This window comes from Rhodococcus sp. PvR044, from assembly GCF_040548995.1.
Lineage (GTDB): Bacteria > Actinomycetota > Actinomycetes > Mycobacteriales > Mycobacteriaceae > Rhodococcus_G > Rhodococcus_G oryzae.
The window spans coordinates 1-12,876 of sequence record NZ_JBEPSX010000014.1 but is presented as its reverse complement, the minus strand read 5'-3'; the positions used below and the strand labels follow the sequence as shown (position 1 = coordinate 12,876).

Genomic DNA, 12,876 nt, shown 5'->3' with positions numbered 1-12,876 from the left:
GGTCGGTTGGCGCTAGCCGCTGATCACCTGTCGGTTGCCGAGAGGCGCGGCGAGCTGCACCTCGAGGGTGGCCTGCACCGCGATCATGACGCAGACCCGGTCCACCGCGTCCGCCCTGGTGCCGGTGCGCAACGCGATGGTGACGCCGGCGGCGGACTCGGTGACGGTGGCATCGGCGCCGTAGCACTCGGGGGCCCCGGCGGTGAAGTGCACGGCCACGCGGTCGCCTGCCTCGCCCACCACGGTGTAGGACTCGAAGGGGGTGGGGTGCGCATCGACGATGGTCGGGTCGGCCGTGAACATCATGCCGGGCTCGGCGTCGGGGTCGTTCACCGGCGCCGGCGCCGGGCTCGTCCCCTCGACGATCGGTGCCTGCGTGGTCACCGCGGGTGAGCTCGGGGCGGTTTCCGGGTCCGAGGAGGCGCAACCGGCCAGGGCCAGGCTCAGCAGGGCCGCGACGACGAGGGTGCGCATGAGCTCACCGTAACGCGCCGAGCGCGCTGGGCGGCCGTCCCCGCGAGTGTCGGCGGGTCAGGCCAGCGCCCAGGCGACGAGCGCGATGGCGGGGATAGAGGCCAGGGTGGTGACCAGGGCGGTGTCGCGGGCGAGCACCGTGCCGCGCTGGTAGCGGCTGGCGTAGACGAACACGTTCTGCGCGGTCGGCAGCGCGGAGACGACCACAACTGCGAACAGGTCGTGGCCGTCGAGGCCGAGCAGGAACCGGGCCATCAGGTAGGCCAACACCGGCTGGACTAGGATCTTGAACACCGAGGCGAGCGCGATCTCGCGGCGGGGACTGACGCCGCGTTGCAGCACGCGGACCCCGTACAGCGACAACCCGAAGGCCAGCAGCGCCCCGGGCACGGAGGCGCCGCCGATGAGCCGGAACGGCTGGATCAGCGATTCCGGCAGCGTCCAGCCGGCGATGGCAACCACGAGTCCGGCGATTCCGGCGACCACGATGGGGTTGAGGAACGGGGTGATGAGGGTGTCGCGGATCGAGGTGCCCTTGCGGGTGGTCGCCAGGTCGAGCGCGGTCAGCGCGATCGGGGAGTACACCACGATCTGGAACAGCAGCAGCGGTGCCACGAACGATGCGTCGCCGAGCACGAACACCGAGATCGGGATGCCCAGGTTGGCGGAGTTCACGTAGGAGGCGGCCAGCGCCCCGATCGTGGATTCGGGCAGGGGCCTGCGCAGCCAGCCGAGCGCGATCGCCAGGTACACGCCGCCGACCGCGAAGGCCGTGGCCGCGGCGACCGCGAGGGTGGGGGAGAAGACCGTCGCCAGGTCGGCGGTGGCGAGGGTGTCGAAGAGCAGCGCCGGGGTGGCGACGAAGAACACCAACCGCCCGAGCACGAATTCGCCGTGCTCGCCGAGCACCCGGGTCCGGCCGAGGATGTAGCCGATGGCGATGACGACGAAGATGACCGTGAAGCCCGCGAACACACCTGACACCCCGCGGACCTCCTCATAGAACCCGCAAGAGTCTAGTCGTCCGCCACGCGGAGAACTCCGGTGCGCCTCGTGGGACCGGCGCTGGGCGCATCATGGATCCACCCGTCGAGAGGAGTGCACCCATGCGAGCGTCCCGCATCCTGCGCCGAGGAGCCGTGGCGCTCGTGCTCGTCGCCGGCCTTGCGGCCTGTTCCTCGGGCGGCGGTGGGACCGCGGTGCCCGAGCCGTCAGCGGTGCAGTCGTCCGCGCCGGCGGTGACGTCGGAGGTGACGCCCTCCACGGCCGACGGTCCGCAGGCCTCCGGGCCGTACATCGCGACCACCAGCCGGTCGACCGGCGACACCGGGCGCGTTCGTTACGACGTCACGCTCCCGCGGATCGAGGGCGGCAATCCCGCGGTGGCCGCCGAGTTCAACGAGTCCGTCGCGGCGGCCTTGCAGGACCAGATCGACGGCCCCGGCGATGAACGGTTCACGTTGGAGGGCCGGGAGGCGTTCGCCCGGATCGGGGGTCGGGTGGTCAGCGGCCTGCTGGTGACCTCGTGGAATGCCAACCCGCCCGGGGCGCACCCCACCCCGCTGGTCGCCACGGTGGTGGTGGGCGTCGACGATGCTCAGCCGATCACGCTGGCGGCGTTGTTTCCCGACCTGCAGGCCGGGCTGAACCGGCTCTCCGAGGAGTCCGCTCGGTTGCTGCCCGCCACCGCGGCCGGTGAGGAATTCGAGCGCGAGGGGATCGCGCCAACCGAGCTCAACTTCGCGAACTGGCTGCCGACGCCCGCCGGGATGGAGGTCCACTTCTCGGACTACCAGGTGGGTCCGCACGCGATCGGGCTGGTGGTGATCACGGTGCCGTGGGACCGCCTGGCCGATGTCGTCGACCCCGCGCTGCTCGACGTGGTCCGCAGCTGACGGTCGAGTGTGCAGTTGTCGGGGCAAATGGCGAGAGGGCGCGTGGGTAGCTGCACACTCGGCGAGGCGCCCGGGAACGCAGAAGGCCGCGCAGTCCTTGCGGACTGCGCGGCCTCGGCTTCTGCGCTGACTACCGGCTGGTGCTGGTGAACGGCAGCAGGGCCATCTCGCGGGCGTTCTTCACCGCGACGGCAACCTGACGCTGCTGCTGCGGGGTCAGGCCCGTGACGCGACGGCTACGGATCTTGCCGCGGTCGGAGATGAACGTGCGGAGCAGGTTCACGTCCTTGTAGTCGACGTGCGTGATCTTCGCCGCGAAAAGCGGGTTCTTCTTGGGCTTGCGGCCCGCGTCAGCGCCGCGCGGCTTCTTGGACGGGGCTCTCTTGACTGCCATTGCTTCCCTTACGGCTCGAATTACCAGCTGGACTTGCGGACGCCTGGCAGTTCCCCACGATGGGCCATCTCGCGCACACGCACACGAGACAGGCCGAATTTCCGTAGGTGACCTCGCGGACGTCCGTCCGCAGCGTCACGATTTCGCAATCGTACCGGACTCGCATCGCGCGGCAGACGCTGCAGGGCGGTGCGGGCGCTCCCACGCTCCTCGTCGCTGCTCGACGGCCGCCGGATGATCTCCTTCAGTTCGGCCCGGCGCTCGGCGAACCGGGCGACCACGAGCTTGCGCTGCTCGTTCTTGGCGATCTTGGACTTCTTGGCCATGCCTAGCGCTCTTCCCTGAAATCGACGTGCCTGCGGACCACCGGGTCGTACTTGCGGAGCACCATCCGGTCCGGGTCGTTGCGGCGGTTCTTGCGGGTGACGTAGGTGTACCCGGTGCCGGCGGTGGACTTGAGCTTCACGATCGGACGGATCTCGTTGCGCGCCATCAGACCTTTTCTCCCCGTGCGCGGATCCGGGCAACGACGGCCTCGATGCCGTCCCGGTCGATGGTCTTGATGCCCTTCGCGGACACGGTGAGCGTGATGCGTCGGCCCTCGCCGGCCAGGTAGTAGGTCTTCTTCTGGATGTTCGGGTCCCACCGGCGGTTGGTCCGCGTGTGGGAGTGGGACACGGATTTACCGAATCCCGGTTTGCGTCCGGTCACCTGGCAGTGCGCCGACATGGTGTTCCTCCTGAGCCCTCTCGCATAGAGATGACAATCATTTTCGACAACAGCGTGAGTTCACTGTAGCGTTGCCATCGGCTAATGACAATCGTTATCGAAAGAGGTGTTGAGGTGAGTGATCCGCGGACGCCGCTGGTTCTGGTGTCGGGGTGGACGGACGCCGTCGACGCCACCGCGCGGGCCCTACTCGGCGACGGAACCGTGCTGGTGCATCACGATCTCGGTCACCTGGGGGAGGGCGTCCTGCGCCGCACGGTCACCGGGACCGACGGCATCGTGCGGACCCACATCCTCGAGCTCGCCCACGGCTGCGTCTCCTGCACGCTCCGCGAGGACCTGCTGCCCCTGCTGCGCCGCCTGCACGCGCGCAGCTCGGTCCGGCGGATCGTGCTGCACCTGGACCGGGCGCTCGAACCCGAGGCGCTGTGCTGGGCGATCGAGCACGTCGCGGTCGCGGGAGTGGTCGGGCAGATCGACGGTCCGGCATCGCGCGACGTGCGGGTCGAGGCCGTCGTCACCTGCATCGACGCCGCGACCTGGCTCGACGACGCGACCGGCGACGACGGGTTGGACGATCGGGGACTGACGGCGGGCGGCGACGACGAGCGCACGGTCGCGCAGCTGGTCGTCGGGCAGGTCGACTACGCCGACGCCCTCGTGGTCTCCGGTCGCGCGGCCGACGGCTGGGCGCAGGCGAAGCTGCACGCGGTGCTGACCCGGCTGGCGCCGTCGGCGCCGATCGACTGGGTGGCCGAGGGCGGCGCGGTCGAGGCCGAGCGGCTGCTAGCGCGGATTCCCGCGGGCGCCAGGCGAGGCGAGGTCGGCGATGCACACTCGGCCCTGCTGCGTGGGCAACCGCCGCTCGACGAGGACTGTGGCGTCTCGATCATCGAGTTCACCGCCGATCGTCCCTTCCATCCGGAGCGCCTGCACGAGGCCGTCGACGTGCTGCTGGACGGCGTGGTCACCGCGCGCGGCCGACTGTGGTTGGCCACCCAGCCCGAGCACGTGTGCTGGCTCGAATCCGCGGGCGGCGGGCTGCGGGTCGCCGCCGCCGGACGCTGGCTCGCGGCGATGACCGCGGAGGAGCAGGAGTCGGTGTCGACCGCACGCCGGGCCATGGCGGCGCTGCGCTGGGACGAGCGGTTCGGCGACCGCGACACCTCGCTGATCGTGCTCGTGCACGCCGCGGACCCGGACCACATCGACCGGACCCTGCGGTGGGCCCTTGTCACCGACGAGGAACTGCGGCACGAGTCCGACTGGGGGAACTGGCCGGACCCGTTCGGGGAATGGCACGAGGACCCCTGCGGGGACGGGGACACCGACGGCGGGCCAGGACAGCAGGCAATCGACTCGCTACCCGGCGAGACCAACAGAGAGGATCGCGCATGAAGAACGGCATCCACCCCGACTACCACCCGGTGGTCTTCCAGGACTCGGCCACGGGGTCGACCTTCCTGACCAGGTCCACCGTCGTCAGCGACCGCAGCATCGACTGGGAGGACGGCAACCGCTACCCCCTCGTCGTGGTCGACGTGACCAACGAGTCGCACCCGTTCTGGACCGGAGCCGCCCGGCTGATGGACACCGCGGGCCGCGTCGAGAAGTTCGAGCGCCGATACGGCAAGCGCGCTCGCTGACGGCCTCACCTGACACAACAGAAGGAGCGAACAGGAAATGGCAGTCCCGAAGCGACGCATGTCGCGCTCGAACACCCGCAACCGCCGAGCCCAGTGGAAGGCCACCGCACCGGACCTGGTCGAGGTGACCGTCGGTGGGGTGTCCCACCGGGTGCCGCGGCGACTGGTCCGTGCGGTGCGGCTCGGAGTCTACGAACCCGGCGCGCGCTGACCCGATGGCCGTCGGCCGGTCCCGGACCGGCTGACGGCTGACCGCCCGCCGCCGTGGCACCCTGGACCGGTGCTGCTCAAGGTGCTGGAGTTGATCGGCGTCGTGGCGTTCGCCGCCTCCGGCGCCCTCGTCGGTGTCAGCAAGCGCCTCGACATCTTCGGGGTCTGTCTGCTCGGGGTGTTCACCGCCATCGGCGGCGGTGTCATCCGCGACGTGCTCCTCGGCATCCACCCGCCGACCGCGCTGAACACCTGGCCGAACTTCACCACCGCGTTGGTCACGTCCGTGATCGTGTTCTTCCTGCACCCGGCGGTCTCGAAACTGCGCCGCGAGATCCTGGTGCTCGACGCCATCGGCATGGGGCTGTTCGCCAGCAGCGGCGCGGTCATCGCGCTCGCCGTGGGCGCCAGCAATCAGGCCGCGTGCCTGATCGGGGCGACCACCGCGATCGGCGGCGGCGTGCTGCGCGACATGCTCGTCAACGAGATGCCGCTGCTGCTGCACCGCGATCTGTACGCGGTGCCCGCGCTGATCGGGTCCACCGTCACGGTGGCGTGCCTGGAGTTCGGGCTCACGCCGAACCTCGGGCTCGTGGTGGGCACGGTGTCGGCCTCGACGGTACGACTGCTTGCGCTGTGGCGGCACTGGAACCTGCCCGGCCCCCGGGTGTCCGAGAGCTGAGGGGTCACAATTGACCGCCGCCGCTCAGACCCCTCTCAGCGTGATCTCAGTTCGTGGGGTCAAACTGTGACCATGCGCATCCTGGTGGTCGACGACGACCGTGCCGTGCGGGAATCCCTCCGCCGATCCCTGACCTTCAACAGCTACACCGTCGACCTCGCCGTCGACGGCGTCGACGCGCTCGAGAAGGTCGCGGCGGCGCGACCCGACGCGCTGGTGCTGGACGTGATGATGCCGCGCCTCGACGGGCTCGAGGTGTGCCGGCGGCTGCGCAGCACGGGTGACGACCTGCCGATCCTCGTTCTGACGGCGCGGGACTCGGTGTCGGAGCGCGTCGCGGGCCTCGACGCGGGTGCAGACGACTACCTGCCCAAGCCATTCGCGCTCGAGGAGTTGCTCGCCCGGCTGCGCGCGCTGCTGCGCCGTGCCACGCCCGACGTGGGGGCCGAATCGGAGGCGATGACCTTCGAGGACCTCACCCTCGACCCGGTCACCCGCGAGGTCACCAGGGCGGGCCGCTCGATCAGCCTCACTCGCACCGAGTTCTCACTGCTCGAGATGTTGATGGCGAACCCGCGCCGGGTGCTCACCCGCAGCCGCATCCTCGAGGAGGTATGGGGCTACGACTTCCCGACCTCGGGCAACGCACTGGAGGTGTATGTGGGTTATCTGCGGCGAAAGACCGAGGCGGAGGGGGAATCCCGCCTCATCCACACCGTGCGCGGTGTGGGCTACGTGCTCCGGGAGACGCCCCCGTGATGGTTGCCCCCTTCGGTCGGAACGGCACGGCCACGAACGGCACCGGCGTCAACGGCGAGCAGGCACCGATGCCCGAGATGCGGCCACCGATGCCGCTGACGCGGTCGGTGTCGCTGCGCTGGCGCGTCACCCTGCTCGCGGCCTCGGTGGTGGCGATCGCGGTCGCGGTCATGGCCATCGCCGCGTACGCGGTGGTCTCCCGTGCGCTCTACGCCGAGGTCGACTCGCAGCTGCGTACCCGCTCGGCCACCCTCATCGACAACAACCTCGACGCGATGGACTTCCGGTACATCTCGCTGGCCACCTTCTACTCGGACGACATCAGCGTCGCGCTGATCTTCCCGGACCAGAACGTGTACATGCCGCCCGGCTCCAACGCGCCGATCGGGAACGCCGAGATGTCGGTGGCCAAGGGCGAACACGACAGCTCGCTGCGCACCGTCGACGGCCAGCGCGTGCTCACCCAGCGGACGAATCTCGGCAGCACCCTGGTGATCGCGCAACGCCTGGCCACGACGGGGGAGGTGCTCGATCGGCTCGCGTGGGTGCTGTTCACCGTCGGCGGTTGCGGAGTCGGACTCGCCGCCCTGGCCGGGATGGCAGTGGGACGAACAGGATTACGACCGATCGCGCGTCTCACCGCGGCCGCCGAGCGGGTCGCCAAAACCGACGACCTCACCCCGATCCCGGTCACCGGCAACGACGAGTTGGCGCGGCTGACCGTGTCGTTCAACACGATGCTGCGGGCGCTCGCCGAGTCGCGAGACCGGCAGAGCCGGCTGGTCGCGGACGCGGGCCACGAACTGCGTACACCTCTGACCTCGCTCCGCACCAACATGGAATTGCTCATCGCGGCGGGACGCCCTGGGGCGCCGCAGATTCCGGACGAGGACATGGCGGAACTGCGCGAGGACGTGGTCGCGCAGATCGAGGAGCTCTCCACCCTGGTGGGCGATCTCGTCGATCTGGCCCGGGAGGATGCGCCCGAGACCGTGCACGAGCGGATCGATCTCAGCGACACCGTGGAACGCTCGCTCGAACGGGTCCGTAGGCGGCGCAACGAGGTCGACTTCGAGGCACACACGACGCCGTGGTTCGTCTACGGCGACGGTGCAGGCCTCGCGAGGGCGGTGCTGAACGTGCTCGACAACGCGGCCAAGTGGAGTCCGCCCGGCCAGGCAGTCCAGGTCCGGATGCAGCAGCTCGACGGCGGCCACCTCGCGTTGACCGTCGCCGACGCGGGCCCCGGCATCCCGGAGGAGGACCGACAGCTGGTGTTCGAGCGGTTCCACCGGTCGACCGCCGCCCGGTCGATGCCCGGATCCGGGCTGGGGCTGGCCATCGTCCGGCAGGTCGTGGTCAAGCACGGCGGCACCGTCGAGGCGGGCCCGTCCGAGCTCGGGGGCGCGCTCATCACGATCGTGCTGCCGGGAGAGTCCGAGTTCGTGCCGGGCGGACAGGCGACAGGAAGGGTCTCGGCAAACTGACAGCCTGATCTCAGCGCCCTCTCAGACCGCTCGTGCAGAGTCGTGAGTAACGAGATCGAACACAGTGCGCCGAGGGCGCGCAGGGGAGAAACGGATACCAAACGCGATGACCGACGACCGCAGCAGTCAGCCGAACCAGCCGCAGCCGGGCCATGAGCCGGCGCAGCCCAGCCACCAGTCGACCCCGCCGACCGTCGGAATGCCGCAGGCGGGCCACGAGCAGGCGTCGGCCGAGCCGACCGCGGCGTACCCGCAGTACCAGCAGCCCTATCAGCAGCAGGGGTACGCGCAGGCGCCGTATGGCGCCTACCGGCCGACCGAGCAGTACCCGACCGCGGGGGCAGGCGCCACCGCCCCGACCGCGGACGCGGCCACCGCTCTCGGTGCGTCCACGACCACCAAGCCCCGGCCCTCCCGCGTCGCCCTCGCCACCGGTGCGATCGCGCTGGCCCTGGTCAGCGGCGGTATCGGCGGCCTCGCGGGCGCCTGGGCCGCGGGCGACAGCTCCGGGCCGGTCACGAACTCGCTGAACGCCCCGCAGGCCAACGCCAAGCCGGCGGCGAACGCGCCCGCGGGCTCCGTGCAGGCGGTGGCGCAGAAGGTGCTGCCGAGCGTGGTGCAGATCCAGGTCGCGGGCAGGCAGGCCGAGGGCGAGGGCTCGGGCGTCATCCTGTCCTCGGACGGGCTGATCCTGACCAACAATCACGTCGCGGCGGGCGCAGGGCCGGACGGCAAGATCATGGTCGCGTTCTCCGATGGATCCACCGCCTCCGCCAAGCTGGTCGGCACGGACCCGATGTCGGACCTCGCGGTGATCAAGGTCGACGGCAAGAACGACCTGACCCCGATCGAGCTGGGCAACTCCGCCGACCTCCAGGTCGGTCAGGGCGTCGTGGCGATCGGCTCGCCGCTCGGTTTGGCCGGCACCGTCACCAGCGGCATCATCTCCTCGCTGAACCGGCCGGTGTCCACCAGCGGGGAGGCCGCGAACCAGAGCACGGTCATCGACGCCATCCAGACCGACGCGGCGATCAACCCCGGCAACTCCGGTGGGGCGCTCGTCGACATGGAGGGCAAGCTGATCGGCATCAACACGGCGATCGCCACCCTCGGCGGCGCCCAGGCGGGCGGCCAGCAGGGCGGCTCGATCGGCCTCGGATTCGCGATCCCGGTCGACCAGGCCCGGCGCATCGCCGACGAGCTGAGCAAGACCGGCAAGGCCTCGCAGGCGATCATCGGCGTCACGGTTCCCTCCAAGGATGATTCGCACGGGGCAGGCGTCAAGGACGTCTCGCCCGGTGGTCCCGCCGAGCAGGCCGGGATCCCAGGGGGCGCGGTGATCACCCGGGTCGACGATCGAGTCATCGACAGCGGTGACGCCCTGATCGCGGCGGTCCGCTCGCACGCGCCGGGGGACAAGGTGAAGATCACCTACACCGACGCCAAGGGACTCGGCGAAAAGACCGTCGAGGTCACCCTCGGCACCGCGCCGACGCAGGGCGGTCGCTGATGTACCCGACGAACGGCCGTGCCGACAGGCACGGCCGTTCGTCCGTCGCGGTCCGGCGGATTCACGGGCGGTCGGGGCCGGCCGTGGTGCCGGGCACTACCGTAGGAGTCATGGACATCGAAGCCACACTTGCCGGGCGGGCCCTCGTCGTGATCGTCGACGACCGCGCTGCCCACGGTGCAGAGGTCGACGCGATCGGACCGCTGGTCACGGAACTGCTCGGAGAGGCGGGCTTCCTCGTCGACGCGACCGTCGCGGTGTCGGCGGACGAGGTGGAGATCCGCAACGCACTCAACACCGCGGTGATCGGTGGTGTGGATCTGGTCATCTCCGTTGGCGGAACCGGGGTCTCGCCCCGCGACGTCACCCCGGACGCCACCGCGGCGGTGCTCGACCGTGAGATCCCGGGCATCAGCGAGGCGCTGCGCTCGTCGGGCCTGGCGGCGGGAGCGCTCGACGCCGGGCTGTCCAGGGGACTCGTCGGGGTCTCCGGCAGTACCCTCGTGGTGAACCTGGCATCGTCCCGAGCGGCCATCCGCGACGGGATGGCCACACTCAGCCCGCTCGCCGGTCACGTGATCGGGGAGCTCTCCGGGATAGAGGATTAGTCATCGCCGACCGCGCCGAGAACGCACCCAGCCGGGACCCGATCGATCGGGCCCGGCTGGCGCGCGTTTTCGGCGATGTCCTGCCCGAGACCACCCGGGACGAACGTTCCGAGGGCTCGGCCGATGACTCCTCGTCGGCCGACGATTGGCTGCGGCGACAGGTTCCCCCGCACCACGGCTGATCCCGTTTTGTCCGATTGCGAAAATCGGCCGAGGAAGCCGCGACATTGACGGCGATGAAACGCCGGGTGAACACCTTCCCCCGCGAAATTGTCAACCCTTCCGTCGCACGTTTCGCCGAATGGCGAAACACAACCTTGACGAAGTGGTGCGGCTCACCGGGTTCTGCGGTTCTCCAAACGTTGCCATGCTGGTCAGGCGTGGTTAACCTCCTCCGCGAGTCAGTACAGGAACAGGGTCGGCGGAGCTCAGAAATGCGCGTCTGCCGGGAGCTTTTCCCCCGAATTCGGGGGAAATATCTCCGGCGAATCTCAGCCCCGCATTGATCACCTCGAGTTCACCTCGTGGTCACCATTGTTGGCAATACTTCGCCGGGCCGTATGGACCACTCATCAGCCTCGGCGGTCGAGGTTGAGAAGTAGCAGAACCTTTGAGGGGAACGAATGAGCGAGAACCGCAAGTCCGGCCTGCGCCGTGGCGCCCGCATCGCAGGCGCAGGCGCCGCTGCGGCGGTGGCGATCGGCCTGATGTCCACCGGTGCGGCGCAGGCCGACACCCTGGTGCCGCTGCCCGACGGGCAGAAGGCCGGACCGGGAGCGGTCGTCTCCCGCACCGGCGAGAGCGCCCTGATCTCCCCGTCGCTGGCCGCCAATGGCGCCGGCCGCACCGCGTGGGTCTCGGGCACCGTCACGGCGGACGTCAAGGGCATCACCAAGGAAGGCGAGGTGGGGCCGTTCAACGGTGCCACCAACGACAAGGGCACCAACAACTCCTCGACGCACGGCGTCTCGCGGATCAGCACCGGCTACATCGTCGGGTGCCAGGTCGACATCACCGGCCTCGGCGGCTCCATCGGCGCAGGCATCGACCTCTCCGGTCCCTCGATCTCCGGTTCGCTGACCGTCCCGGTCTCGGCCGGCCAGGTCAAGTTCGTGAATGTCGCGGGCAAGGACATCAAGAAGAACGGCAAGTACTCCGTCCAGTACCAGGACACCCAGCTCGAGATCCAGAACTGCGGCGGCTTCGCCCAGGCTCGTTCTTACACGGTGGTCGAGATCGTCGGCGACAACTACTCCAAGACCACCCTGTACGGCCAGCCGTTCAGCATCGGCTGACCTGACCTTCTTCGCCCACACACTTTCTCGCATTCGCGAACCCAGACCCTCAGAGGGGAACAATGAACGCCAGTAAGAACGGCCTGCGCCGCGGGCTGCAGACCGCCGCCGTCGGTGCCACCGCCGCGATCGCCCTCGGCTTCCTGTCCGCAGGCGCGGCAAACGCCGACACCTTCGTCCCGCTGCCCGACGGCTCGATCACCGAGACCCTCGTCGACGGCACCGTCGTCACCGTTACCCGCACCGGCGAGTCCGCCAACATCTCCCCGGCGATGGGATCGACCCCGCTGCACCGCAACGTGTGGGTCTCCGGCTCCACCAAGGTCGAACTCTCCGGCGCCAACGCCGACGGCGGCAAGATCGAGCCCGGCTACGTGGTGGCCTGCCAGCTGACCCTCGGCGGCAAGGGCGGCGCCGACACCGGCATGTCCTCGAACTGGGAGGGCGAGAGCGTCAAGCAGACCGCCAAGAGCGCGGGCAACCTGTCCATCGCCCCCGGCCAGGCCAAGAACGTCAAACTCCTCGACCTGGAGAAGGCCGACGACTTCGGCGGCGAGTCGCACTCCGGCGCCAACAGCTTCAAGGGCAAGAGCGGCAGCGTCACCTGGGCCGACTCCACCCTCGGCGTCGAGGGCTGCGCCGGCTACGCGCAGGCCCGCTCCTACGTGAAGGTCACCGCCAACACCAAGAACGTCAGCAGCACCATCACCCTGTGGGGACAGCCGTTCAGCCTCGGCTGATCTCAGACCCCACGAACCATCGGTGAGATGAATCACAAAACAGTCAAGGCCCAATCACGAACGGGATGAGACCTAATCACGCTCGTGTGATCGGCCGGCAGAAGCCGGGGACGAAACGGACATTTCCGTCGTCCCCGGCTTTTTGCTGTTACCTGGGTCACCCCCTCAGTTAATGATGTGTAAAAGTGAGGTTTCCGATCTATTCGTGGGGTGTTCAACCATTTAGCTTTGCGGGGCAACCGTGCTCACCGCCTGGTCAGGCGAGAGGTGAGCGCTAGACCTGTGAGGGGATTCAATGAGCGAGATCCGTAAGCGCGGCATCCGTATTGCTGGCGTCGGTGCTGCCGCGGCCGTGGCGATCGGCCTGATGTCGACCGGTGCGGCGCATGCCGACACGTTTGTGCCGCTGCCGGACGGGCAGAAGGCCGGGCCGGGTGCGGTGGTCTC

Annotated in this window: 18 protein-coding genes and 1 pseudogene; 13 read left to right on the top strand and 6 right to left on the bottom strand. The window is 69.4% G+C overall.

Annotated features, from left to right (window positions below; all coding sequences use genetic code 11):
* Nucleotides 1-12: 12 nt before the first annotated feature.
* Together ABIC28_RS24245 and ABIC28_RS24240 are read right to left on the bottom strand one after the other, a co-directional pair.
* On the bottom strand, nt 13-474 hold the full coding sequence (locus ABIC28_RS24245; protein WP_097213980.1) for a hypothetical protein: 462 nt from the start codon (nt 472-474) through the stop codon (nt 13-15).
* A gap of 57 nt (nt 475-531) precedes the next feature.
* Nucleotides 532-1,458, bottom strand: coding sequence for an AEC family transporter (locus tag ABIC28_RS24240; RefSeq protein ID WP_354581231.1), 927 nt, complete (start codon nt 1,456-1,458; stop codon nt 532-534).
* A gap of 122 nt (nt 1,459-1,580) precedes the next feature.
* Between ABIC28_RS24240 and ABIC28_RS24235 the strand changes: the two genes are divergently transcribed.
* Entirely contained in the window at nt 1,581-2,369 is a 789-nt protein-coding gene (locus ABIC28_RS24235; protein ID WP_097213982.1) for an RsiV family protein, read from the top strand.
* A gap of 130 nt (nt 2,370-2,499) precedes the next feature.
* Here the strand turns inward: ABIC28_RS24235 and rpsR are convergent, their stop codons facing one another.
* The 4 genes from rpsR to rpmB are packed head-to-tail and all read right to left on the bottom strand — an operon-like array spanning nt 2,500 to nt 3,492.
* On the bottom strand, nt 2,500-2,763 hold the full coding sequence (gene rpsR, locus ABIC28_RS24230) for a 30S ribosomal protein S18 (protein WP_027500792.1): 264 nt from the start codon (nt 2,761-2,763) through the stop codon (nt 2,500-2,502).
* A 20-nt stretch (nt 2,764-2,783) separates the two neighbouring features.
* On the bottom strand, nt 2,784-3,089 hold the full coding sequence (gene rpsN, locus ABIC28_RS24225; protein ID WP_097213983.1) for a 30S ribosomal protein S14: 306 nt from the start codon (nt 3,087-3,089) through the stop codon (nt 2,784-2,786).
* A 2-nt stretch (nt 3,090-3,091) separates the two neighbouring features.
* Entirely contained in the window at nt 3,092-3,256 is a 165-nt protein-coding gene (gene rpmG, locus ABIC28_RS24220) for a 50S ribosomal protein L33 (protein ID WP_027500790.1), read from the bottom strand.
* A complete protein-coding gene (rpmB, locus tag ABIC28_RS24215; RefSeq protein WP_072751748.1) occupies nt 3,256-3,492 on the bottom strand; it encodes a 50S ribosomal protein L28 in 237 nt (78 codons plus the stop codon). Before rpmB ends, rpmG begins: the two co-directional genes overlap by 1 nt.
* Before the next feature lie 84 nt (nt 3,493-3,576).
* On the opposite strand from rpmB, the gene mrf reads away from it, so the two are divergent.
* From mrf to ABIC28_RS24155, 12 genes and pseudogenes are all read left to right on the top strand, one after another.
* The gene (gene mrf / locus ABIC28_RS24210) at nt 3,577-4,890 is read left to right on the top strand and encodes a ribosome hibernation factor-recruiting GTPase MRF (RefSeq protein WP_269588924.1); all 1,314 of its coding nucleotides are present in this window, start codon (nt 3,577-3,579) and stop codon (nt 4,888-4,890) included.
* A complete protein-coding gene (locus ABIC28_RS24205) occupies nt 4,887-5,138 on the top strand; it encodes a type B 50S ribosomal protein L31 (protein ID WP_097213985.1) in 252 nt (83 codons plus the stop codon). The genes mrf and ABIC28_RS24205 overlap by 4 nt, the downstream gene beginning before the upstream one ends.
* A 37-nt stretch (nt 5,139-5,175) precedes the next feature.
* Nucleotides 5,176-5,349 carry a 50S ribosomal protein L32 gene (rpmF, locus tag ABIC28_RS24200; RefSeq protein ID WP_097213986.1) on the top strand — a complete coding sequence of 58 codons (174 nt, stop codon included), beginning with the start codon at nt 5,176-5,178 and terminating at the stop codon, nt 5,347-5,349.
* Between the two features lie 69 nt (nt 5,350-5,418).
* Complete coding sequence (locus ABIC28_RS24195; protein WP_097213987.1) at nt 5,419-6,030, top strand: trimeric intracellular cation channel family protein; 612 nt, start codon at nt 5,419-5,421, stop codon at nt 6,028-6,030.
* Between the two features lie 72 nt (nt 6,031-6,102).
* Nucleotides 6,103-6,789: a response regulator transcription factor gene (locus ABIC28_RS24190; protein WP_097214007.1), complete on the top strand. Its 687-nt coding sequence runs from the start codon at nt 6,103-6,105 to the stop codon at nt 6,787-6,789.
* Nucleotides 6,789-8,276, top strand: a complete 1,488-nt coding sequence (locus tag ABIC28_RS24185) for a sensor histidine kinase (protein ID WP_097213988.1) — start codon at nt 6,789-6,791, stop codon at nt 8,274-8,276. The genes ABIC28_RS24190 and ABIC28_RS24185 overlap by 1 nt, the downstream gene beginning before the upstream one ends.
* A 106-nt stretch (nt 8,277-8,382) precedes the next feature.
* Nucleotides 8,383-9,786, top strand: a complete 1,404-nt coding sequence (locus ABIC28_RS24180; RefSeq protein ID WP_097213989.1) for a S1C family serine protease — start codon at nt 8,383-8,385, stop codon at nt 9,784-9,786.
* A gap of 110 nt (nt 9,787-9,896) precedes the next feature.
* Nucleotides 9,897-10,394, top strand: a complete 498-nt coding sequence (locus ABIC28_RS24175) for a MogA/MoaB family molybdenum cofactor biosynthesis protein (protein ID WP_037176160.1) — start codon at nt 9,897-9,899, stop codon at nt 10,392-10,394.
* A 2-nt stretch (nt 10,395-10,396) separates the two neighbouring features.
* Nucleotides 10,397-10,576: a hypothetical protein gene (locus ABIC28_RS24170; RefSeq protein ID WP_097214008.1), complete on the top strand. Its 180-nt coding sequence runs from the start codon at nt 10,397-10,399 to the stop codon at nt 10,574-10,576.
* 441 nt (nt 10,577-11,017) lie between these two features.
* Nucleotides 11,018-11,689, top strand: coding sequence for an MspA family porin (locus ABIC28_RS24165; protein WP_077042645.1), 672 nt, complete (start codon nt 11,018-11,020; stop codon nt 11,687-11,689).
* Between the two features lie 62 nt (nt 11,690-11,751).
* Nucleotides 11,752-12,429: an MspA family porin gene (locus tag ABIC28_RS24160; protein WP_097213990.1), complete on the top strand. Its 678-nt coding sequence runs from the start codon at nt 11,752-11,754 to the stop codon at nt 12,427-12,429.
* A 295-nt stretch (nt 12,430-12,724) separates the two neighbouring features.
* Nucleotides 12,725-12,876, top strand: a pseudogene (locus ABIC28_RS24155) (MspA family porin); the annotation flags it as partial.

Bases quoted from the DNA above. Each gene is read 5' to 3' on its own strand.
- rpmB (WP_072751748.1), bottom strand. From the start codon at position 3,492: ATGTCGGCGCACTGCCAGGTGACCGGACGCAAACCGGGATTCGGTAAA.
- rpmF (WP_097213986.1), top strand. From the start codon at position 5,176: ATGGCAGTCCCGAAGCGACGCATGTCGCGCTCGAACACCCGCAACCGC.
- ABIC28_RS24175 (WP_037176160.1), top strand. From the start codon at position 9,897: ATGGACATCGAAGCCACACTTGCCGGGCGGGCCCTCGTCGTGATCGTC.
- ABIC28_RS24190 (WP_097214007.1), top strand. From the start codon at position 6,103: ATGCGCATCCTGGTGGTCGACGACGACCGTGCCGTGCGGGAATCCCTC.
- ABIC28_RS24160 (WP_097213990.1), top strand. From the start codon at position 11,752: ATGAACGCCAGTAAGAACGGCCTGCGCCGCGGGCTGCAGACCGCCGCC.
- ABIC28_RS24165 (WP_077042645.1), top strand. From the start codon at position 11,018: ATGAGCGAGAACCGCAAGTCCGGCCTGCGCCGTGGCGCCCGCATCGCA.
- ABIC28_RS24245 (WP_097213980.1), bottom strand. From the start codon at position 474: ATGCGCACCCTCGTCGTCGCGGCCCTGCTGAGCCTGGCCCTGGCCGGT.
- ABIC28_RS24185 (WP_097213988.1), top strand. From the start codon at position 6,789: ATGGTTGCCCCCTTCGGTCGGAACGGCACGGCCACGAACGGCACCGGC.
- rpsR (WP_027500792.1), bottom strand. From the start codon at position 2,763: ATGGCAGTCAAGAGAGCCCCGTCCAAGAAGCCGCGCGGCGCTGACGCG.
- mrf (WP_269588924.1), top strand. From the start codon at position 3,577: ATGACAATCGTTATCGAAAGAGGTGTTGAGGTGAGTGATCCGCGGACG.
- rpsN (WP_097213983.1), bottom strand. From the start codon at position 3,089: ATGGCCAAGAAGTCCAAGATCGCCAAGAACGAGCAGCGCAAGCTCGTG.
- ABIC28_RS24180 (WP_097213989.1), top strand. From the start codon at position 8,383: ATGACCGACGACCGCAGCAGTCAGCCGAACCAGCCGCAGCCGGGCCAT.
- rpmG (WP_027500790.1), bottom strand. From the start codon at position 3,256: ATGGCGCGCAACGAGATCCGTCCGATCGTGAAGCTCAAGTCCACCGCC.
- ABIC28_RS24235 (WP_097213982.1), top strand. From the start codon at position 1,581: ATGCGAGCGTCCCGCATCCTGCGCCGAGGAGCCGTGGCGCTCGTGCTC.
- ABIC28_RS24205 (WP_097213985.1), top strand. From the start codon at position 4,887: ATGAAGAACGGCATCCACCCCGACTACCACCCGGTGGTCTTCCAGGAC.